The following is a 21,785-nucleotide window of genomic DNA, read 5'->3' on the forward strand; positions in this document are numbered from 1 at the left end:
TCCACTTTTTTCGAAACGCCAGGAGACTGACATGCGCTCGATTCTTCTTTATCTGCTCGGTGTGCCGATTCCGATCATCATTCTGATTGCGCTGTTCTGGCATTGAATGACGACTGGCGCGTCGCGGCGCCGCCGCTATCGACATCGAGCCGCAGCGCGTCGTACATCACCTGGCCCGGCGTCGTGTTGGCGGGCACGCGCTGATCGCTGCCCGCGAGCGTGAACCGCGCATACGGCACGCCATCGGCGTGAAAGAGGCTCACCGTGTTCTCGCCCGCCTTCAGCAGCGCCGCGTCGAACACGATCGCGCGTACGTTATACGGCGAATCCTGCGCGCTGCCGCGATAGCCCGCCGTCCCCGTCTTGGGCAGCCGGATCTGCGCGACCTCGGTGCCGTTGACGGCCACGCGCAGATCGGTCAGCGTTTTGCCCTGAGCGGGCTGCGCCGAGGCAAAACCGATCGTCAGCGTGGCCTTGCCCGTGCGCGCGCGATCGAGCGCGAAGTGAATGCGCCAGTCGGGACGCGCGGCGTAGACGGTCCATTGCGCGTAATTCCAGTCGCGCGCCGCGTCGCTCTTGCCGACCGTGAAATCGACGTCGTGCGGAAACTGCTGCGCATAGCGGCGGAACATCTGATAGTTGCGCGCGTCGTCGCCGTTGCGGAATTCGGCGGCCGAGCGGTCGAAACTGCCGATCTGCCATAGACGCTCGCCCTTTTCTTCGGCCGGCCACGCGATCGCGCCCAGATCGAGACGCTGATCCGCGCTCACGCGCACGCGGCGGACCACGAGATCTTCGGGCTGATCCGCGCCGCTCACGTGCAGGTCGTAGACGCCCGGAATCACGTGGCGCAGATCGAAGCGGCCCGCGTCGTTGAGCGCGCTCCAGAACGCGTAGCCTTTGTTCTGCGCGCTCCACGGCACATCCGGGTCGGAGAGAATCGCCCACGCGTGCGTGGCGGGCGTCGGTTTTTCGCCCGCCAGATTCACGCTGCCGCTCACCTCGCCGCGCGCCTGCTGATAGGCAGGCGAATCGACCCACGTGTAAGGCCAGGCCGCCACTTCCTGGGCGTGCGCGCGTTCGGCGTCGGCCCAGAGCGCGGCGGGACCGTCGGCGCGATTGGCGTAGACGAGGAACGGCCCGTAGACCTTGCGCCAGTCCTCGCCGTCCTTGAGCACGACCGGCGACGCGCCGAAATGCACCGACTGCAACACGCGCAGCAGCACGTTGTCGTGCAGCGTCTGCCCCTGCTTGACCGGGCCGCCGTTGTGATACTCGGGACTCGCCTCGATCATCCACAGACCGCGCTGCGCGCCCACATAGCCGTACACCGGCACCTGCGACCAGAACACGGAATTCATGTACTTGGTCTTGATGGTGCCGTCGTCGAGCTGGAAGGTCGCGTCGCTGAGTTCGCGACTGATCGAGCCCTGCGGAATCGGCACGAATTTGCCGTCGCCCACGGCCCAGTGATCGAAGGTGCCGTCCATCACCGTCTTCACGACGAAGCGGTTCTGATAGAACGTCGCCGCCGGTTGATCCGCGCCGTGATGCACTTCGGCCTGTGCGTAAAAGCCGCTGTGGCCGCGCAGCAGCGTGTAACGCACGTCGATATCGAACGGGAACACGGGCGTCGGGCGCGAACGCACGCTGATTTCGGCACGCTCGGGCGTGTCGGCGACCACGCTCACGCGCGCCTCGCCCGGCCGCATGCGGAAATAGCCCTTCTTCTCTTCCTTGTAACCGGGCGGCACGACCGCGACGTCGGCGTTCGCGTCCCAGTACATCGCCTTCTCGGGGTCGTTCTCGAAGTCGTCGCCATGCGCCTCGTAGGCCGCGCGCTGCGCGGTCACGCCGAGGTCGTGCCAGCCCGTGGCGTCGTGTTGACGGATCGAGGCAAGGTAGCCGTCGTCGCGTTCGACGCGGATCTGCACGATGCCGTTGTCGAGCGTGAACGTGCTGGCGTCCTCGCTCACGGTGACGGGCGCGTCGGCGGCGTGCGCCGTCACGGCGCACAGCGCGAGCGCGGCGAACAGCGGGGAAAACCGCAGGCTTGCGCTACGCGGGCGGAAAGAATGCGGGAATGTCGTCATCGGCTTCGAAGAGTGAAGTTCAGTGGCTGGGCGCGGCGCGCTCAAGGCGTCAAGGCGTCAAGGCGTCAAGGCAGCGCGCGGATGGTGAAATCGCGGATGGTCTGGCGCGAGGCCGTCGAGCGAAAGCCGAACCAGCCCGCTTCGGGCAGCGGCGGCGAGGCCGCGAAATACGGCTTGCCGTCGAGATAGAAACGCGTGCCGCGCCCGTCGACCACGATGCGCACGCGGTACGCGTGATTCGCGCGCAGCAGCCGCGACGGCGACGTGTATTGCGCGAGCAAGGGACGCGCGCTCGTGCCGTCGTAATGGCGAAAACGCGTCGTAGTGTTGCCGTTGCCGCCGACGCCCGCGTAGAACAGATCGAGCGCGTCGTAATCCTCGAAGCGTCCCGAGCCGCCGAACGGCGCGACGCGCCCGTTCGAGCCGCGTGCGCTCGCCAGCCAGAACTGGTTCAGGTCGGAGACGCGGTCGTGCGGGCCGCCTGCATCGAGCACGGTGCGCGTGTAGGCGATCTCGTAGTGGCCCGTGAGCCGGCGGTCGAGCCACACGGTCAGGCCGCGCGCGCTGTCGAGCACGAGCGCGTGTTTGTCGGTGTAAACGGGCGGCGGCTGCAAATGCGAGCGAACGCTCGCTTTCGCCGATGGCGAGGAATCTGGCGCGGAATCTGGCGCGGAATCTGGCGCAGAATCTGGCGCAGACGCAGCGCCAGACACAGACGCCGACGCCGACGCAGGCTCGGCCTCGACGATCCAGCGCCGCGCGTCGAACGACGCGAAGTCGTCGCGAAAGATCGTGCGCGGCGCGGCATGAAGCGGCAGGGCCGCGAGCAGTGTCAGCGCGGCTGGCAGCACGCGCATGGCGAAGGGAGATCGGCGCACGTCGAGGGTTCCGTCACGTTGCATCGGTTGTCGGGACAGCCGCGCAAGCGGCTCCTGCCCACCTTGTGCAACGAAACGCGCGAAGCGTCAGCGCGCGCGACAAAAAATCGCTAGCTGAACACGCTCACATAGCGGCCCACGCGCGTGAGCTCGACCGGCGCGCTCTCCGCGACCTGCGTGAGCGCACGCGGAATGTCGTCGAGCAGGAACACGCCGCTCACGCGCACCTCGCGCGCCCCGCCCGTCACGCGGATCACGCCGGGCTCATAACGGTTGAAGACATCGACGAGCGCATCGAGCGAGAGGTTGTCGGCGACGAAGATGCCGCGCGTCCACGCGCTCACCAGATCGAAGGGCTGCGCGAGACGGCGCGCGCCGTCCGCCGAAAACGCGAAGCTCTCGCCCGCCGCCACACGCAGCGCCGCGCGGCCCGGCTGCACGATAACGGCCTCGCCCTTGCCGACCGACACCACGCTATGCCGATAGATGCGCCCGACGTTGAGCACGCCGCCTTCGCTGCGCACCGCGCCATGCTCGGTTTCGATGCTGCGCACGAGGCCCGCGTGCGAGGGCCGCATGCTCACGAGCACCTGCCCCGCCGAGACGCGCAGCACGCGGTCGCCGCCCGCCGCGCCGCGATCGGCACGATAGACGCGGCTGCCCGCGTCGATCGTCATGCGCGAGCCGTCCGCGAGACTCACGGTGCGCCGCTCGCCGATGGCGCTCTGCCAGTCGGCGTCGAGCCCGAGCCGGTGCACGCCCTCGCGCAACGCAACGCCCGCGAACGCCAGCGCGAGGCCGCCGAAGCCCGCGCGCAGCAGCTTGCGGCGCTGCGCCGACGGCACCCGCAGCGCCTCGGCCGCCGCCGCGCGTTCAGCCGCGCCGCCGGGCCGCATGCGCGTGAGCCGCGCCTGCAACGCCGCCCACGCGCGGCCATTCGCCTCCTCGCGATGCCAGGCTTCGAACGCGGCGAGTTCGCGTGCATCGAGTTCGCCTTCGCGCAGGCGCACTTCCCATTCGATGGCGCTGCGTGCACTGCCCGCCTCGCGACCCTGCATCACGCGCGCCGCCGTCATGCCGCCTCGCAACAGAGCACGAGCGCCTGCGCCACGTACTTGCGCACCATGCTCACGGAAACCCCGAGCCGCGCGGCGATATCCGCGTATTTCATGTCTTCGAACTGGCTCAGGATGAACGCCTCGCGCGCCCGCGCGGACAACTGCTGCAAGGCCGCGTCGATCAACAGGATTTCCTGCACGGCTTCGAGCGCCACCTCGGGCGCGGGCGCGACCGGCTCCGGTGCGAGCGCGAGACGCGCGAGATACGCGCGTTCGATATCACGTCGGCGCCAATGCTCGAACGTCAGGCGGCGCGCGATGGTCGTGAGCAAGGCGCGCGGCTGGCGAATCGCGCTCACGTCGGGATGCGCGGCGAGTTCGGTGAAGGCGCTCGCGGCCAGATCCTCGGCGTCGCTGCTCGAACCGACGAGACGATGCATGCAGCCCGTGAGCCAGCCGTAGCTATGGCGAAACTCGTCGGACAGGAAGCGTTGGCGCGCCGGATTCGTGAGCGCCTCGGCGTCGGCGGCGCGGCCGGCGGACAGGCTTTGGGATTGGATCGCCATGACGGTCGGGCTGAACGCGTTGCGCGCAACGCGTGAGCAGGCAAGATGGGCTGAGGCTGGAGCGGCGATTCTAAAGTTGCCGGCGCGGCCGTCCAAAGCACGGTTTCTCGAATCGATATGACGCGCGCGCTGCTGCGCATTGCATAAATGATTCGGAGCGCCACACAAAAAAATCGCCGCAAACAGCGCACGCCCGCTGACGCTTTTCGATGCTCGTTGCACATGCCCACCGTTCCCCCGCGCATCGGCATGCCGCGCAGCCCGAACGCTTCGATCATCGACATAACGACAGGCATAACGTGAAACGACCCCGTACCCCGGCGCCGCAGTCCGCCGCGCGCCGCCCGGCGAGCGCCATCAGCGCGCTTTCGGCCACGCTTTCGGCCGCGCTTTTCCTCGCGACCGGCGCAGCCCTCGCACAAGACGCCGCCACGCACAGCTTCCATCTCGCGGCGCAGCCGCTCAACCGCACGCTGCTCTCGATCGCCGCGCAAAGCGGTGTGCCGCTCAGCTACGATCCGCAACTCGTCGCGCACGTGCAGGCCGCGCCCGTGAGCGGCGACCTCACCGCGCAAGGCGCGATCGTCCAGGCGCTCAAGGGCACCGGGCTCGAAGTCGTGACGACGGACAGCCACGCGCTCGCCGTGCGACGCGCAGCGGCCGCCGCCACCGCCACGGAGGACGCGCGCCCAAAAGCTGACCGGCCGAAGCGGCCGGTTCCCCCGCCCGCCGCCGCCGAGACCACCACCACGCAACTGGGCACCGTGACCGTGAGCGCCACACGCACGCGCCGCGACGATCCGCAGCGCGTGCCCACGTCGAGCTACCGCGTGACGGGCCGCGAGCTGGACCAGCAGCACATCACTTCGCTCGCCGATCTTCAGCAGCTCGTGCCCGGCCTGAACGTGCAGACGACCGATCCGTCCGACACGCAGATCACGATACGCGGCGTGGGCGACGGCGGCGGCCAGACCAGCGGCGAGCAGAACATCGGCATGCCGAGCAGCGTGGCCGTCTATCTCGACAACGTGTATCTGCCGCGCCCCGGCATGCTCGCGGGCGCGCTCGCCGACGTCGACTACGTCGACGTGCTGAGCGGCGCGCAAGGCACGCTGTTCGGCGCGAATTCGACGGGCGGCGTGATCGACATCCACACGCCGCTGCCGAGCTTCAAGCTGACCGGCTCCGAAAGCCTCTCGGTCGCCTCGCGCGGCACGGTGCTCAATCACACCATGTCGACTGGGCCGTGGGCGCGACCTACATGGGCGAGAACGAAGCGACGCAAGCCTTCACGCGTTACGCCGACAGCAAGCTGCCCGGCCTCTACTACGGCAGCACGGCCTACGACGGACTCGACGTCATCCGCTACGGCACGCTGCACGACGAAGTGTGGTCGGGCTTCGGGCAAGGCACCTTCCATGTGACGCCGCGCTTCGACATCACCGCGGGCGTGCGTCTCACCTACGACAAGAAAGGCGGCCAGTTCATCCGCTATAACAAGGCGCCGTTCAACTCCGGCTATCTGGTCCAGTACAACACGCTGCCCTCGGCCACGCTCGCGTTCAAATACCTGCTCACGAACGATCTGAGCAGCTACCTCGCGCTCTCTTACGGCGAAAAGGCGGGCGGCCTGAACGTCTCGGCGGGCGCGGCTTCGAAGGCCGGCACCGACTCGCTCGTGATCGCGCCCGAACGCACCAAGAGCGCGGAACTGGGCATCAAGGGCACGCTGGCCGGCGGCACGCTCAACGCGAAAGCCGACGTGTTCCTCACCTACGTGAACGCGTTCCAGACGCAGAGCTACGATCCCAGCACGCAGTCGACCTATCTCGTCAACGCGGGCACGTTCCGTTCGCGCGGCGCGGAATTCTCGCTGCAATACACGCCCGACGATCATCTGCTGCTGCAAACATCCGCGGTCTATAACGACGCGCGCTACCTCAACTATCACCACGCGATCTGCCCGCCCGAGGTCACGCTCGGACCGGCAGGCTCGACGGCGATCTGCGATCTCACGGGCAACCAGGTCTTCAACGCGCCGAAGCTCACGTTCAACGCGACGGCGCGCTACACGTGGCACACGCTCAACGGTCTCACGTCGTTCGTGAGCGCACGCTATTCGTACCGCACGTGGATGTACGGCACCGTCGACGACTCGGCGTTCACGCGCATTCCGGGCTATGGCCTCGTGGCGCTCTCGGCGGGCACGGGCGGCAAGTTCAGCCGCGGCAGCTGGACCGCCTCGGTCTGGGTGAACAATCTGTTCAACAAGACCTACTATCAGCGCCTCGTCGAAAGCGATTACGGTTCGGTGCTCGGCTGGGTCGGCGAACCGCGCACGATCGGCGGCACGCTCACTTATCAGTTCTGAGGCGCGCATGAGCAACGGATTCGATCGGCGCACCTTTTTCAAGCTCGCCTCGCTCGCGGTCGGCACGCTCGCCGCGTCCGGCGCGCAAGCGGACGACATCACGCCCGCGCCACGCGGCGCACATTCCGATGATGCCGCGGACTCGGGCGGCGAAGCGCGCGCGCACTGGCTCGACGGCTCGCCGCCCGTCGCCTTCACCGGCGCAACCTGGGGCGTGCCGTGGCCGCGCGGCGCCGTCGACGCACGCAGCGCATTCGACTTGCGTCTCGCGCCACGCGGATCGCCCGATGCGTCTTCTCGCGATCGCGTCGCGCTGCACTCCTGGCCGCTCGCCTACTGGCCCGACGGTTCGCTCAAATGGTCGGCGCATGCGCTCGCGCCGCAAGCGCTCGCGGACCTGACTCACGGCGACGCGTCGCGAGCGGGCTTCGTGGTCGAGCCTCGCGCAAACCACACAAACGCCAACACGCACGACAACGACAACGCGCCCGACACCACCGCCCTCGCCCGCATCGACGGCGACGTCATCCTGATCGACACCGGCACGCTGCAAGCGACCGTGCCGCTCGCGGGCGAGCGCGTGTTCGCAAGCCTGAGCCGCAACGGTCAGGCCAGCGTGCGCGACGGCCGGCTGATCGTGCTCGCCGACGATGCGCCCACCGCGCAACACGACGAGGAATCGCATGCTCCCGCGCGCAAGCGCTACACGAGCCGCATCGCGCACGCGACACTCGAACAGCGCGGTCCCGCGCGCGCCGTCGTCAAGCTCACGGGCACCCATGCGCGCGATGACGATGACGATAGCGACGACAACGCCGCGGACACCGTGCTGCCCTTCGTGCTGCGCCTCTACTTCTATCGCGGCTCGGACGCGCTGCGCATCGTCCACAGTCTCGTCTACGACGCCGATCCGCAGCGCACTTTCATTCGCGGCGTGGGCCTGCGTTTCGACACGCCGCTCGACGGCGAGCCGCACGAACGATTCGTGCGCTTCGCGGGCGACAACGGCGGCGTCTTCGCCGAAGCCGTGCGCACGCTCACCGGCCTGCGCCGCAGCCCCGGCGCCGCCGTGGAAGCCGCGCAGTTCGCGGGCGAGGCCACGCCGCCCGCCGATGCGCTCGGCCCCGTGTTCGCCAAGGATCTGCGCTTCGTGCCCGCGTGGGGCGACTACACGCTGCTCCAGCCGAACGCCGACGGCTTCACGATCGACAAGCGCACGCAAGGCGGCTGTGGATGGATTCGCGCGGCAAGCGGCACACGCGCGGCAGGCACCGGCTATCTCGGCGGACTCGCGGGCGGCGTCGCGTTCGGCATCCGCCACTTCTGGCAGAGCTATCCCGCACAACTCGACATTCGCGGCGCGCACACGAACGCCGCCTCGGTTACCTTGTGGCTCTGGGCGCCCAGTGCGCCCGGCATGGATCTGCGGCCCTATCACGACGGCATGGGCGAAACGAGCTACGCGTTGCAGCGCGATGCGCTCGACATCACTTATGAGGATTACGAACCACAATTCATGACGCCGTATGGCGTCGCGCGGACGAGCGAAATCGAATTGCAATTGCTGCCGCGCACGCCCACGCATGCCGAGCTTGCCGCGATCGCGCAACGCATTGAAACGCCGCCGCGCCTGATGACGTCGCGCGCCTGGATGCATCGCGCCGGCGCATTCGATCCGTACTGGCGCCCCGCCGCGCCGCGTGCCGGCGACACGCCGCTGATCGCGCGCACGCAGCACGCGCTCGACTGGCTCTACGACTTCTATCGCGGCCAGATCGAGCAGCGCAAGTGGTACGGCTTCTGGGATTTCGGCGATGTCATGCACACCTACGACGCCACGCGCCACGTCTGGCGTTACGACGTCGGCGGCTTCGCGTGGGACAACGGCGAGCTGAGCAGCGGCATCTGGCTCTGGCATTACTGGCTGCATTCGGGCCGCGCGGACGCCTTCCGCACCGCCGAGGCGATGACGCGCCACGGCAGCGAAGTCGACGTCCACCATATCGGCCCGTTCAGCCCGCTGGGCTCGCGTCACGACGTCCAGCACTGGGGCGACAGCGCGAAGCAGTTGCGTGTCTCGACGGTCGCGAATCATCGCTTCTACTACTATCTGAGCGCGGACGAACGCATCGGCGACCTCATGCGCGCGCAGGTGAACGCCGTCGAGCGTCTGCGCGACGTGCTGCCGGGACGCAAGATCGGCGAACCGTTTCCGCAGGCCGACCGCGAACATCACGCGACCGTCTCGTTCGGCACCGACTGGGGCGCGGTCGCCGCCGCATGGCTCACCGAATGGGAACGCGCCGGCGACACCGCGTATCGCGACAAACTCACGGCCAGCATGACGACGATCGCCGCGCAGCCGCACGGCTTTTTCACGGGCTATGGCGTGATGGATCTGCGCACCGGCGCGTTCGCGCGCGACACAGGCGGCGCGTTGTCGGTCTCGCATCTGAGCGCCGTGTTCGGCCTGCCCGAGATCTGCGGCGAGCTTCTGCGCGTGCTCGACGTCCCCGCGTTTCGCGCGGCCTGGCTCCAGTACTGCACGCTCTATTCGGCGAGCGCCGCCGCGCAGCGCGCCGCGCTCGGCGAGGCGCTCGGCAAGCTGAATCTGAGCCAGGGTCACGCGCGCCTGCTCGCTTACGCGGCCAGCGAAACCGGCGACCGCGCGCTCGCGCATCGCGCGTGGACCCAGTTCCTCGCGGGGCGCGCGGGCAGCACGTTCGAGGACTTCGTGGTCGAGCGCGTACGCGTGCCCAGCGTGCTTTACGACGTCGATGAAGCGCCGCGCGTGTCGACCAATTCGACGGCGCAATGGGGACTCGGCGCGATCGGGCTGCTGGCGCTCGTACCGGACGACGCTTGAGCGTCGATGTGACTCACGCAGCGGAATCGGCGAAAACGTGCTGGATGCGCCGACTCCGCCCTCATATTCTGCGCGGGCATATGGATAGCGCATCATCGCTTTTGTGGTCGAACGCGCGGTCAGTAGAATCGGGCGGCTCAGTCATCGAGCCCATGATTCAGGACCTCTTACACGCGAGTCACCACCATGAAAGCCCTCCGCTCCCTCTTGCTCGCCGCACTTATCCCGGCGTTCGCCGCCGCCCCCGCGATCGCCGCCGACGATCTCGCCCAGGTGAAGACGTCCGGCGTGTTCCGTGTCGGCACCGAAGGCACCTACGCGCCGTTCACGTACCACGACGAAACGGGCAAGCTGACGGGTTTCGACGTCGACATCGCGAGCGCCATCGCGCAACGTCTGGGCGTCAAGCCGCAGTTCGTCGAAGGCAAGTGGGACGGCCTCATCGCCGGGCTCGACGTCAATCGCTACGACGCCGTGATCAACGAAGTGTCGATCACCGACGCGCGCAAGGCCAAATACGACTTCTCGTCGCCGTATATCGCCACGCACGCCGTGCTGATCGTGCGCGCGGATAACGCCACGATCCACTCGTTCGACGACCTGAAAGGCAAGAAGTCGGCCAATACGCTGACCAGCAATTTCGGCAAGCTCGCCGCCGCGCATGGCGCCGACGTCGTGCCCGTGCAGGGCTTCAACGAGTCGATCGATCTGCTGACTTCGGGCCGCGTCGACGCCACGGTCAACGACTCGCTTTCGTACCTCGATTTCCAGAAGCACAAGCCCGACGCGAAACTCAAGATCGCCGCGATCGACACCTCCAGCGCCGGCGATCAGTCGGGCGTGCTGCTGCGCAAGGGCAACCCGGCGCTGGTCGCGGCCATCGACAAGGCGCTCGCCGACATCAAGGCCGACGGCACCTACGCGAAGATCTCGCAGAAGTACTTCGGCAAAGACGTTTCGCAATAAGGCGGGCTGAACGATGCCGGCATGGCTGCACCTGATGGGGCAATCGCTCTGGCCGCTGCTTCACGCAGGGCTCGTTTTCACCGTGCCGCTCACGCTGGCGTCGTTCGCGCTCGGCATCGCGCTCGCGTTCTGCGCGGCGCTCGTGCGGCTGTTCGGCCCGCGCTGGGCCGTCGCCGCCGTGCGCTTCTATATCTGGCTGTTTCGCGGCTCGCCGCTGCTGGTGCAGCTATTCGTGATCTTCTACGGCTTGCCGAATGTCGGCATCGTGCTCGATCCGTTGACGGCGGCCGTCGTCGGCTTTTCGTTGAACGTGGGCGCGTACAACGCCGAAGTGATACGCGGCGTGATCGAATCGATTCCGCGCGGACAGTGGGAAGCCGCCTATTCGATGAACATGACGCGCGCGCAGGCGCTGCGCCGCGTGGTGCTGCCGCAGGCGCTGCGCGTCGCGCTGCCCGCACTGTCGAACTCGTTCATCTCGCTCGTGAAGGACACGTCGCTCGCCGCCGTGTTGACGGTGCCCGAGATTTTTCAGGCCGCGCAGCGCATTGCGGCCGTCACCTACGAACCGCTGATTCTCTATAGCGAGGCCGCGTTGATCTATCTGGCGTTCAGTTCCGTGCTGTCGCGCGCGCAGTTCCGGCTCGAAGCGCGCTTCGGCCGTCACGCCTTGTTTGTGCCGGGGCGCTGATGATCCGCCTCGAACAGATCGGCAAATCGTTCGGCGAACACCGCGTGCTGAGCGCCATCGATCTCACGCTGAAAGCGGGCAGCGTCACCGCGCTGATCGGCCCGTCCGGCAGCGGCAAGAGCACCTTGCTCCGTTGCGTGAATCTGCTCGAAGTGCCCGATAGCGGCGCGCTGAGCGTGGGCGAGGCGCGCATCGACTTCGCGCCCGGCCAGCGCATCGCGCAGGCGCGGATCGCAGCGGTGCGCAGACAGACCGGCATGGTGTTTCAGAACTTCCAGTTGTTCCCGCACATGAGCGCGATCGAGAACGTGATGGAAGGACTCGTGACCGTGCTCGGCTGGGAACGCGCGCGCGCCCGCGAACGCGCAGCGTCGCTGCTGGAGAAAGTCGGCCTCGCCGCGAAAGCCGACGCGTGGCCGGGCACGCTCTCGGGCGGACAGCAGCAGCGCGTCGCCATTGCGCGTGCGCTCGCGCCTTCGCCGCAAGTGCTGCTCTGCGACGAACCGACTTCGGCGCTCGACCCCGAACTGTCCGCCGAAGTCGTGGACGTGCTCAAGCGGCTCGCCGACGAAGGCACGACCATGCTGATGGCGACGCACGATTTGCGGCTCGCCGCGTCCATCGCGCACGATGCCGTGTTTCTCAAGGACGGCGCGGTGGTGGAAAGCGGTGCGTCGCGCGAACTGTTCTCGCGTCCGCGCGATGCACGCACCGCGCGTTTCATTTCGACGCTGACGCAGGCCGCGCCGGTTTTTTAGGTCTCGGCACGCGTTATCGGCTGCAACGTTCGGCAGGCGCGAGTTCCGTTTCGCGGGTTTCCATCCGCGCCGGGAAACCCTTGCTTCGCGCCGACCACACCACCACGAACGTGACGCCCAGCAACACCAGCAGCACCGGAAAAAACGCGCCGATACCGATACGATCGAGCAACACGCCGCCGACAACGCCGCCGCCCGCGATGGCCAGATTCCAGACCGTCACGAGCACGGCTTGCGCGGCGTCCATGGCCTCGCCTGCCGCATCGGCGAGCGCGGTCTGGAACAAGGTCGCCGCGCCGCCGAACGCGAGACCCCACACGCCGACCGACGCATAAACCGCAATCGCTCCATCGGCGAAATCGAGCATCCATACGGCGATCGCGAACAGGAACGTGCTCGCGAGCGTCAGCACACGCAGATACCGGTCGATCAACACGCCAACAATCAGGATGCCGAACAATGAAGCCAGGCCGAACATCAGCAAAACGCGATCGATCGACTCGCTCATGCCCGCCGTCGCGAGAAACGACGCGATATACGTGTACAACAGATTATGCGCAAGCACGAACGTCAGCACGACGAGCAGCACGGGGCGCACGCCCGGCAGCCTGAGCACGGCGCGCAACGCGGGCCGCCGCGTGCGCGCCTGCCCCGCAAAATCCGGCACGATCGCGCGCACCCAGACGAGCAGCATGACCGCCAGCACGCTCATCACGCCGAAGGCCACGCGCCAGCCGGTCCACGTGCCGAGCAGCGTTCCGGCGGGCACGCCCAGCGACAGCGCGAGCGGCGTGCCCGCCATCGCCACCGCAATCGCCGCGCCCTTGCGATGCTCGGGCACCATGCGCGCCGCGTAGCCCGCGAGCAACGCCCAGATCAGCCCCGCCGACACCCCCGCAATGAAGCGCGCCGCCATCGTCAGCGCGTAGCTGGCCGAGAGCGCGGTGAGCGCGTTCGTGACGACGAAGCCCGCGATCGCCGCGAGCAGCAGCGGACGCCGCCTCAGCCGCTGCGTCAGGATCACCAGCGGAATCGCCGCCAGCAACGATCCGGCCGCATACGCCGTTACGGTCTGACCGACGGCGGCCTGCGATATGCCGAGCCCCGCCGACATCTGCGCGAGCAATCCGGCGGGCAAGGCTTCGGTCAGAATCGTGACGAAGGCCGCGAGCGCAAGCGGCAGCAGTTTCGCGAGCGGCAGGCGGTCGCTACGTTCGTCGAGGGCGCGAGTCATCGTCATGCCTCCCCGGCGCCGTAGACGGCGTCGCGCAAATCGCCGACGAAGCAGCCCGACATGCCCTCGTACAGCGTATTCGTCAGCGCGACGACGCTGAGTGCCCGCGCCGGGTCCACGAACCACGAATGGCCGTATGCGCCGCCCCAGCGCCAGGTGCCGTTCGATTCGGGCGAGGCGGCGCGCACGCGGTCGCGCAACTCGATGGCCGCGTCGAGATCGACCGCGCCCACCCGCCGCCGCTCATCGAGCGCGCGCCGGACCACCTCGTGAACGCGCGCAGACAACTGCGCCGAAGCAGCGTCCGGGCGCGCGGAAAATACGAAATTCGTCATCGGTTCAGCCTCGTTGAATGCCTCGTTGAAAGTCCATCCCCTCCACGATAGTGAGCCGGCGATTGAAGAAAAAGTGGGGTAGAGTTCCGCGTTATGCGGACATCGGTGTCCGCAATGGAGACGTGGCGTGGAAAGTCTGAATGGCTTCGTGGTGTTCGTGCAGGTCGCCGAAACGCGCAGTTTCGTGGCGGCGGGACGCGTGCTGGGCGTATCGGCTTCGGCGATCGGCAAGAGCGTCGCGCGGCTCGAGGACAAGCTCGGCGTGCGGCTCTTTCATCGCAGCACGCGCAGCATCACGCTGACGTCGGAAGGCGCGCTGTTTCTCGAACGCAGCCGCCGCATCCTCGCCGAAATCGAGGCGGCGCAGATGGAGATTTCGCAGGCGACCTCCGCGCCGCGCGGGCGTCTGCGCGTGAGCCTGCCGCTCGTCAGCGCGCTGATGCTGCCGGTGCTCAGCGACTTCATGCAGGCCTATCCGCAAATCGAGCTGGATCTCGATTTCACCGACCGCGTCGTCGATGTGATCGACGAAGGCTTCGATGCCGTCGTGCGCATCGGCGAGCCTGGCGATTCGCGGCTCGCGGCCCGCAAGCTCGGCACGTTCCGCTGGTGCGTGGTGGGTTCGCCCGACTATTTCGAACGGCGCGGCACGCCGAAAGCGCCCGCCGATCTGCTCGACCATACCTGTCTGCACTACCGCTACCCGAGCACGGGGCGGCTCGAATCCTGGGCGCTGCGCCGCGATGAGGACGAGCCCGAACTCGCGCTGCCGGTCTCGATGATCTGCAATAACATCGAAACGCGCGTGTGTTTCGCGCTGGAAGGACGCGGCGTGGCCTACCTGCCCGACTTTTCGATCCGTGCGCCGCTCGCCGATGGGCGCCTGCGCGCGGTGCTCACTTCGCATCTGGCGCGTCCGGGCGTCGTCCATGTGCTGTGGCCCGCTAGCAAACATCCGTCGCCGAAAGTGCGCGCGCTGGTCGATTTTCTGAGCGCGAACGTGTTTCCACCGAGCCGCAAGACGCCTGCTCGCTGACGCGTCGTCCACGCGTGGCGCGGATACCACTGCGCTTAAGCGCACGCGTTTTTTCTCTGTGCAATCCTATGCCGCGCGCCTGAACCGGCCGACGCGGATCGGCCCCGCTCGCGCGCGCCGCACAGACTCATCTCGACAAGGACACCCATGAACGTGACGCCCGCCAGCGCCACGCCGACGCGCCTGCGCGACGAATGGCTCGCTTACTGGCGAGACGACGCGCCGCGCCTGCTGCACATCGCCAAGGTCGGCCTCGCGGTCGCGCTCGCGATGGGCCTGTGCATGCGCCTCGAACTGCGCTCGCCCGCCACCGCCATGCTGTCGTGCGTGATCGTGATGATGCATCAGCAAAGCGGCATCGTGATCGCGCGCGGCGTGTATCGCGGGCTCGGCATGGTGGGCGGCAGTCTCGCGGGCCTCGTGCTGATCGCGCTGTTCTCGCAGCAGCCGTTGCCGTTCTTTCTCGCGCTCGCGGCGTGGATCGGGCTGTGCGCGTTCTGCTCGGCGTACTTCCGCAATTTCCAGTCGTACGGGCTCGTGCTCGCCGGCTTTTCCACGGCGATCACGGCGATGCCCGCGCTCGCGAATCCCTACGGCGTGTTCGACAACGTGATCCACACGATCAGCGAAGTCGCGATCGGCGTGCTGAGCGCGAGCGTGGTGAGCACCGTCGTGCTGCCGCGCGCCGTCGCGCCCGCGCTCTATGCGGCGAGCCGCGCGAGCTTCACGCATCTGCTCGGCGTGCTGCGCGCGACGCTCGCGCGCGATGCCGCGACGGTGCAAAGCGGCGCACAGGCCGGTGCACAAACCGGCACGCTGCTGAGCCTGATCGGCGAGCGCGCGAACGTGGAATTGCTGCGCACCGGCGCGCTGTTCGAAGATCCGTCGATGCGGCTGCGCCAGTCCGTCTTTCTCGATCTCGATCGCGGTTTTCTCGACACCGTCACGTGGCTCTACGCGCTCCAGCGCGTCAAGACGCACGCGAGCGCCGACGCGCATCCGCGCGCGCAAGCGGCCATCGCCGCGCTGACCGACGCGACGCTCGCGCTGCTGCCCGACACCGCCACCGCCTCCCCGCCCGGCATCGCCGACGACGCCGTGGCCGCCCTGCTGCCGCGTCTCGACGCCTTCGAAACGGCGCTGCCCGCACGCATCGCCGCACAACTTCGCGCGCTCGACGATCTGCCGCCCGCGCAACGCCAGTTCGTCGAGAGCACGGGCGCGGCGCTGCTGTTCATGACCGACGATCTGCGCCTGCTGTGCCGCCGTTATCTCGAAGCGCGCGCGGCCGACCGCCAGCCGTGGACCGTCTCGGTGCTGCAAGCCATCGGCCGCATCGCACGCCAGCGCGTGGTCGGCAACCGCACGGCCGCGCTGATCGCGGGCGTGCGCGCGGCGCTCGCGGTGCTGCTGGTCGCCGCCGTGTGGATCGCCTCGGGCTGGGTGGGCGGATCGACCGCGATCGTCGCGGTGGCGATCACGAGCACGCTGTTCGCGCTCGTGCCGGACCCGCCCACGGCCGCGTGGCAGATCTTCACGGGCTGCCTCGCGGGCTGGCTCGCGGGCTTCGCGTTCAGCTTCTTCGTGCTGCCGTCGCTCGGCACCTTCGCGCTGCTCGCGGCGGTCATCGCGCTGTTCGTGATGGTCGGCGCCTACGTGAACACGTTCCCGAAAACGGCCGTGCTCGGGCTCGGCTTCAATATCTACTTCTGCTTTATCGTCGGCATTTCGAATCCGGCCGTCTATAACCCGAGCGCGTATCTCGACACCGGCTTCGCGCTGCTGAGCGGCATCGCCACGGCCGCCGTGGCCTTCTCCGTGCTCGCGCCGCGCGCGGGCGAATGGATCGCGCGCCGCTATCTCGCGGATGTGCGCGCGCTGGTCGCGGACGACGCGCGCGACGGCGAACTCGACGACGATCTGCTCTACGACTTCGAGCGCAAGCTGCGCGACTGCATCGTGCAGATCGCGGGCGCGCCCGCCGATCCGCGCGTCGATCGCGAGCGCATGATCGCGTGGGCGTTCGCGGTGCTCGAAGCGGGCCGCGCGATGATCCTGATGCGTCTCGACACGCAGCGGCTCGGCGACACGCTGCCCGCCGCGTGGACGGCGCGTTTGCAAACGTGGCTCGACGCACTCGCCGATCTGTTCGATACGCCCACGCCCGAAAACGCCGATCGCGCACAGACCGCCACGCAGGCGGCGCTCGCCGCGCTGCCGCCCGGCATCGAGCCCGCCGCCGACGCGCCCGTCGGTCCCGACGCCCTCGTCCGCTGCCGCATGCACGCCCTGCTCCATTTCACCGACTTCGCCCTGCGCGACGCCACGCTCGCGCTCTGGACCCGCACGGAGCGTATGGCATGAGCGCACGCGCCTTTTTCTCGTTTCGACGCGTGCTTCGTGGCCTGGATCGTCGCTTGCATCGTGGATTGCCAGGCCGCGTGCTCGCCCTCACAACCGCGACGGCCGCCGCCGTCCTGCTGAGCGCCTGCATCGACAGCGGCGGCATCCACAAGAAAGCGTCGATGCTCGACGCCGCCTCGCTCGATCCCGGCGCCGCCTTGCGCGCGACGCAAGCCGACGCGCAATGGCCGCGCGGCGACTGGTGGCGGCAATGGCACGACGCGCAGCTCGAGCGCGTGGTCGCCGACGCCACGGCGGGCAATCCCGACCTCCAGGCGTTCGCGGCGCGCGTGGACGCCGCGCGCTTCCAGACCGAGATCGCGGGCGCGAGCGCCTGGCCGCAAGCCAACGTGGACGGCGAGTTCGAGCGCCGCCGCTACGCGCGCTACACCACGCCCGCGCCGCCGGGCGGCACGACGGTCTGGAGCAACAGCATCGGCGCGACGCTGACCTACGACCTCGACCTGTGGGGCAAGCAGCGCGCGATCCGCGAAGGCGCGCTCGATCGTCTGCACGCGAGCGCCGCCGACGCGCGCTTCGCCGAAGTCGAATTGCAGACCGGCGTCGTGCGCGCCTACGTGCAGCTCTCGCTCGACTACGCGCTCGCCGACGCCTATGCCGCGATTCAAGACCAGCAGCGCCGCACCTTCGACATCGCCACGCAGCGCTGGCACGCGGGCATCGGCAGCCGCCTCGAAGCGGCTCAGGCGCAGACGCAGCTCTCGACGAGCGCGACGCGCCTGCAACGCGCGCAGCAGCAGATCGCGCTGGATCGCCTCGCGATTGCGGCGCTCGCGGGCCAGGGCCCCGGTTATGGCGACGCGCTCGCGCGGCCCACGCTCGCGCTCAGCGTGCCGCTCGCGCTGCCGTCCGCCTTGCCCGCGGAACTGGTCGGCCATCGCGCGGATGTCGTGGCGGCGCGCTGGCGCGTGCTCGCGTCGGAGCAAGGCATCGACGCCGCGCACGCCGACTTCTATCCCGACATCAACCTGCTCGCGACGGCTTCGCTCGGCTCGGCGGCGACCTTCGGCGGCTTCTTCAACTTCGTCAACAGCGACGGCGTCGGGCACGGCGTGGGCGCGGCGATCTCGCTGCCGATCTTCGACGGCGGACGGCGGCGCGGCCAGTACGGCGTGGCGGTGTCCTCGCGCGACGCCGCCGTGGACGCGTACAACCGCACGGTCATCGACGCGATGCGCGACGTCGCCGCCCAGGCCATCTCGCTGCGCGCGCTCGACGAGCAGCAGGCCAGCACCGAAGCGACGCTCGACGCCGCGCGCACGGCTTATCGTCTCGCCGACGAAGGCTATCGCAGCGGCATCAGCGAATTTCTCAACGTGCTCGCCGCGCAGAACGCGCAACTGCTGCAGGAGCAGAGTCTCGCGCTGGTGCAGGCGCAGCGGCTCGACGCGTGGGCGCAGTTGATGCGCGCGCTCGGCGGCGGCTACGTTGGCGAAGCGACTGCCGCGAATGGCGCACCCACCGCGCCAACCGCGCAAGGAGCCAACGATGCCGCGCGAAATTGAGTGGTTTTCGCTGCTCATGCCGGGCCTGCTGCCGATCCTCGCGGCCTGCGTGCTGCTGTTCGTGATCGTCGATCTCGCGTTCGCGCGGCTCGGCGTCTATCGCTATGTCTGGCATCCCGGCCTCTTTCGCGTCGCGCTGTTCGCGGCGCTGTTCAGCGGCGCGGCCCTGTTGTTGCGGCCATGACCGCGCCGCTTTTTCCCGTGTGACCGACGCATCGACGACGACCCGATGATGACCCGATGATAACTACCCGAACCCTCCTGCGCGCCGCCACCACGCTCGTGCTGCTCGCCGTGTCCATCGCGCTCGTGCGCGCGCTCTGGCTCGACTACATGGACTCGCCGTGGACGCGCGACGGCCGCGTGCGCGCCCAGGTCGTGCGGATCTCGACCGACGTGTCGGGCCTCGTGAGCGAGGTGCGCGTGCGCGACAACCAGTACGTGCACAAAGGCGACGTCCTGTTCGTGCTCGATCCGGCGCGCTTCCAGTACGCCATCGCGCAAGCCGACGCCGAACTGCTGCGCGCCCAGGCGCAACTCGCCGAAACGAAGGCGCGCATGACGGCCGCGCAAACCGAACTCGCGATGAAGCGCGCCCAGGCCACGCGCCGCGCGCGTCTCGCGGGCGACGCGATCTCCGAAGAAAGCCGCGCCGACGCGGACTCGCTCGCGCGTCAATCCGAAGCGACGTACGCGGGCGCGGCGGCGGCGTTCGCCTCGGCGCAGGCGCAGGTGAAAGCGGCGGAAGTGGCGCAGCGCACTGCCACGCTCAATCTCGCGCGCAGCGAGGCGCACGCGCCCGCCGACGGCTACATCACCAATCTCGATCTCTATCCCGGCGATTTCGCGAGCGCGGGCGTCGCGCGCATGGCGCTCATCGACGCGCATTCGTTCTGGGTCTACGGCTATTTCGAGGAGACGAAGCTGCCCGCCGTGCGCGTGGGCGACCGCGCGCAGGTGCGGCTGCTCTCCGGCGGCGAGACGATCGAAGGTCATGTCGAAAGCCTCGCGAGCGGGATCGCCGATCGCGACAATCCGACCAGCAGCGGCGACCTGCTCGCCAACGTCAATCCGATCTTCACGTGGGTGCGCCTTGCGCAACGCGTGCCGGTGCGCATCCATCTCGACCGCGTGCCCGCCGACATCAAGCTCGCGATGGGCATGACCTGCACGGTGAGTCTCACGCCTTCCGCGCGGCGGTGAGTTAGCGGCCAGGGCTGCGGATAGGTCTGCGCCTGCGCTTAAGCGCATCGCAAGCGGAAAGCCTCTATCCTTTCACCGGCCATTCAACTCGCTGACGCGCGCCCGCCGCGCGCGGCGGCCCAACCTGGAACATCTCATCATCGTGATTTCGCTTCAATCCGGCGCCCGCGCGCCGCTCGTCGAGCCCGCGCGCGCATGAGCAACGTCGAGCTTTTTCATTACCTGCTGCTGTTGATCTGCGGCGCGGGCGCGCTCACGTGGCTCGCCGAACGCCTGACGATTCCGCCCGCCGTCGTGCTGCTGTTCGGCGGCTGCGTGGTCGCGGTCGCGGGCAAGCGCGTGCCGGACATGGACCCCGGCCTGCTGCTCGCCGCGGTGATGCCGCCGCTCCTGATGTCGAGTTCGTTCTACACGGCGTGGAAGGAATTTCGCAGCGAACTGGGCACGATCGTTTCGCTCGTGCTCGGCGCGGTGACGTTCACGACCGTCGCGGTCGCGTTCGCCGTGCATGCGTTCAATCCCGCCTTGCCGTGGGCCGCGTGCTTCACGCTCGGCGCCATCGTCTCGCCGCCCGACGCGGTCGCCGCGAAAGCGATCCTGCAACGCAATCCGCTGCCCGCGCGGCTCGTGGCCGTGCTCGAAGGCGAAAGCCTCGTGAACGACGCCTCGGGCCTGCTGATCTATCAGATCGCCGTGTCGGCGGCGCTGGCCGCGACCACGATCACCGTCGCGCAAGGCACCGGCCTGTTCTTCACGCTGATCCTGATCGGCATCGCGGTCGGCCTCGTGTGCGGCCAGGCGATGTGCATGGTGCTCGCGCGTCTCGTCGATCCGATGCTCGGCATCGTGCTGAGCTTCGCGATGGCGTGGGCGAGCTATGGCGTCGCCGAAGCGGTCGGCGGCTCGGGCGTGCTTTCGGTCGTGACCTGCGGGCTCGTGCTCGGCATCCGCCAGCATCGCGTGTTCAGCGCCGACATGCGCATCAAGGCCAAGGCGACGTGGGAAGCCATCGTGTTCGTGCTCGACGCGCTCGTGTTCGTGCTGATCGGCCTCGCGCTGCACGGCATTCTCGCGCGCGTGAATCACGAAGGCGCGGTCGTGATCGAAGGCCTGCGCGTGGCGCTGCCCGCGACCGCCGCGGCCATCGTCGCGCGGCTCGTGTGGGTGTTCGCGACGATCTGGCTGCCGGGGCGCTTGCGCTCACACAATGCGAACGGCGCAGGCAACGGCAACCGCCGTCCCTGGTCCTTCGGCGAAGCCGCCGTGATGGGCTGGGCGGGCATGCGCGGCGTGGTCAGCCTCGCGGCTGCGCTGGCGTTGCCGGGCAGCTTTCCGGGCCGCGACGTCATCGTGTTCAGCACCTTCCTGCTGATCATCGCCACACTGGTCGTGCAAGGCGGCAGTCTCGCGCTGCTGATCCGTCTGCTCAAGCTGCGTCCGCCCGCGCGTCACACGATGTCCGAACACGAAACGCGCGCGCGTACCTTCGGCGCATCGCTGAAGGCGCTCGACGAGATCGGCCAGCGCGCCGACGCCATCGAGCCCGCGATGCTCGAACGCCTGCAAGCGGAGTACCGCGTGCGCGTGCGCGCGAACGAGGACGCACACACCGAGGGCGAGGCGCGCATCGCGCACCGCGAGCGCTTCCTGCGCGTCGAACTCGAACTCGTGGGCGTGTCGCGCCAGACGCTGCTCGGCCTGCATCGCGCGGGCAAGGTCGACGACGCGGTGCTCCATCGCATCGAGTCCGAACTCGATCTCGAAGAGTTGCGGCTGTTGCGTCTGTTGGAGCCGTAACCAA

The 21,785-nt window shown here is 68.4% G+C and carries 16 protein-coding genes and 2 pseudogenes; 12 read left to right on the forward strand and 6 right to left on the reverse strand.

Features of this window, described 5'->3' with window-relative positions:
• Window positions 1-77: 77 nt before the first annotated feature.
• From LDO54_RS25540 to LDO54_RS25555, 4 genes are all read right to left on the reverse strand, one after another.
• Window positions 78-2,093, reverse strand: coding sequence for a polysaccharide lyase family protein (locus tag LDO54_RS25540; protein ID WP_224013454.1), 2,016 nt, complete (start codon window positions 2,091-2,093; stop codon window positions 78-80).
• A 65-nt stretch (window positions 2,094-2,158) separates the two neighbouring features.
• Window positions 2,159-2,971: a DUF6250 domain-containing protein gene (locus LDO54_RS25545; RefSeq protein WP_224013455.1), complete on the reverse strand. Its 813-nt coding sequence runs from the start codon at window positions 2,969-2,971 to the stop codon at window positions 2,159-2,161.
• 110 nt (window positions 2,972-3,081) lie between these two features.
• Entirely contained in the window at window positions 3,082-4,047 is a 966-nt protein-coding gene (locus tag LDO54_RS25550) for a FecR family protein (RefSeq protein WP_224013456.1), read from the reverse strand.
• On the reverse strand, window positions 4,044-4,595 hold the full coding sequence (locus tag LDO54_RS25555) for a sigma-70 family RNA polymerase sigma factor (protein WP_224013457.1): 552 nt from the start codon (window positions 4,593-4,595) through the stop codon (window positions 4,044-4,046). The genes LDO54_RS25550 and LDO54_RS25555 overlap by 4 nt, the downstream gene beginning before the upstream one ends.
• 209 nt (window positions 4,596-4,804) lie before the next feature.
• Here LDO54_RS25555 and LDO54_RS25560 point away from each other — a divergent pair.
• From LDO54_RS25560 to LDO54_RS25585, 6 genes and pseudogenes are all read left to right on the forward strand, one after another.
• Window positions 4,805-5,725: pseudogene (locus LDO54_RS25560) on the forward strand (TonB-dependent receptor plug domain-containing protein); the annotation flags it as partial.
• Window positions 5,726-5,856: 131 nt separating this feature from the next.
• Window positions 5,857-6,966, forward strand: a complete 1,110-nt coding sequence (locus LDO54_RS25565) for a TonB-dependent receptor (protein ID WP_253074422.1) — start codon at window positions 5,857-5,859, stop codon at window positions 6,964-6,966.
• 7 nt (window positions 6,967-6,973) lie between these two features.
• Entirely contained in the window at window positions 6,974-9,832 is a 2,859-nt protein-coding gene (locus tag LDO54_RS25570; RefSeq protein ID WP_224013459.1) for a Tat pathway signal sequence domain protein, read from the forward strand.
• Window positions 9,833-10,018: 186 nt separating this feature from the next.
• A complete protein-coding gene (locus LDO54_RS25575) occupies window positions 10,019-10,798 on the forward strand; it encodes an amino acid ABC transporter substrate-binding protein (protein WP_224013460.1) in 780 nt (259 codons plus the stop codon).
• Between the two features lie 13 nt (window positions 10,799-10,811).
• Complete coding sequence (locus LDO54_RS25580) at window positions 10,812-11,489, forward strand: amino acid ABC transporter permease (protein ID WP_224013461.1); 678 nt, start codon at window positions 10,812-10,814, stop codon at window positions 11,487-11,489.
• Window positions 11,489-12,247 carry an amino acid ABC transporter ATP-binding protein gene (locus LDO54_RS25585; protein WP_224013462.1) on the forward strand — a complete coding sequence of 253 codons (759 nt, stop codon included), beginning with the start codon at window positions 11,489-11,491 and terminating at the stop codon, window positions 12,245-12,247. Before LDO54_RS25580 ends, LDO54_RS25585 begins: the two co-directional genes overlap by 1 nt.
• 13 nt (window positions 12,248-12,260) lie before the next feature.
• Here LDO54_RS25585 and LDO54_RS25590 read toward each other — a convergent pair whose 3' ends face one another.
• Both LDO54_RS25590 and LDO54_RS25595 read right to left on the reverse strand, forming a co-directional pair.
• Window positions 12,261-13,481 carry an MFS transporter gene (locus LDO54_RS25590; protein WP_224013463.1) on the reverse strand — a complete coding sequence of 407 codons (1,221 nt, stop codon included), beginning with the start codon at window positions 13,479-13,481 and terminating at the stop codon, window positions 12,261-12,263.
• A gap of 2 nt (window positions 13,482-13,483) precedes the next feature.
• A pseudogene (locus LDO54_RS25595) lies at window positions 13,484-13,732 on the reverse strand (serine hydrolase); the annotation flags it as partial.
• Between the two features lie 211 nt (window positions 13,733-13,943).
• Between LDO54_RS25595 and LDO54_RS25600 the strand changes: the two are divergent.
• The 6 genes from LDO54_RS25600 (at window position 13,944) to LDO54_RS25625 (ending at window position 21,781) form a co-directional block, all read left to right on the forward strand.
• Window positions 13,944-14,852, forward strand: a complete 909-nt coding sequence (locus tag LDO54_RS25600; protein ID WP_224013464.1) for a LysR family transcriptional regulator — start codon at window positions 13,944-13,946, stop codon at window positions 14,850-14,852.
• 147 nt (window positions 14,853-14,999) lie between these two features.
• Window positions 15,000-17,216 (forward strand): FUSC family protein, encoded by a 2,217-nt coding sequence (locus LDO54_RS25605; protein ID WP_224013465.1) that lies wholly within the window; start codon window positions 15,000-15,002, stop codon window positions 17,214-17,216.
• Window positions 17,217-17,293: 77 nt separating this feature from the next.
• Window positions 17,294-18,781, forward strand: coding sequence for an efflux transporter outer membrane subunit (locus tag LDO54_RS25610; RefSeq protein WP_224013466.1), 1,488 nt, complete (start codon window positions 17,294-17,296; stop codon window positions 18,779-18,781).
• Window positions 18,765-18,965: a DUF1656 domain-containing protein gene (locus LDO54_RS25615; protein ID WP_224013467.1), complete on the forward strand. Its 201-nt coding sequence runs from the start codon at window positions 18,765-18,767 to the stop codon at window positions 18,963-18,965. Before LDO54_RS25610 ends, LDO54_RS25615 begins: the two co-directional genes overlap by 17 nt.
• A 56-nt stretch (window positions 18,966-19,021) precedes the next feature.
• Window positions 19,022-19,984, forward strand: coding sequence for an efflux RND transporter periplasmic adaptor subunit (locus tag LDO54_RS25620; RefSeq protein ID WP_436975679.1), 963 nt, complete (start codon window positions 19,022-19,024; stop codon window positions 19,982-19,984).
• A 195-nt stretch (window positions 19,985-20,179) separates the two neighbouring features.
• Complete coding sequence (locus LDO54_RS25625; protein ID WP_224013468.1) at window positions 20,180-21,781, forward strand: Na+/H+ antiporter; 1,602 nt, start codon at window positions 20,180-20,182, stop codon at window positions 21,779-21,781.
• Window positions 21,782-21,785: the final 4 nt, after the last annotated feature.

It is taken from the genome of Paraburkholderia tropica (genome assembly GCF_914484835.1).
In the GTDB taxonomy this organism is placed as follows: Bacteria; Pseudomonadota; Gammaproteobacteria; order Burkholderiales; family Burkholderiaceae; genus Paraburkholderia; species Paraburkholderia tropica_A.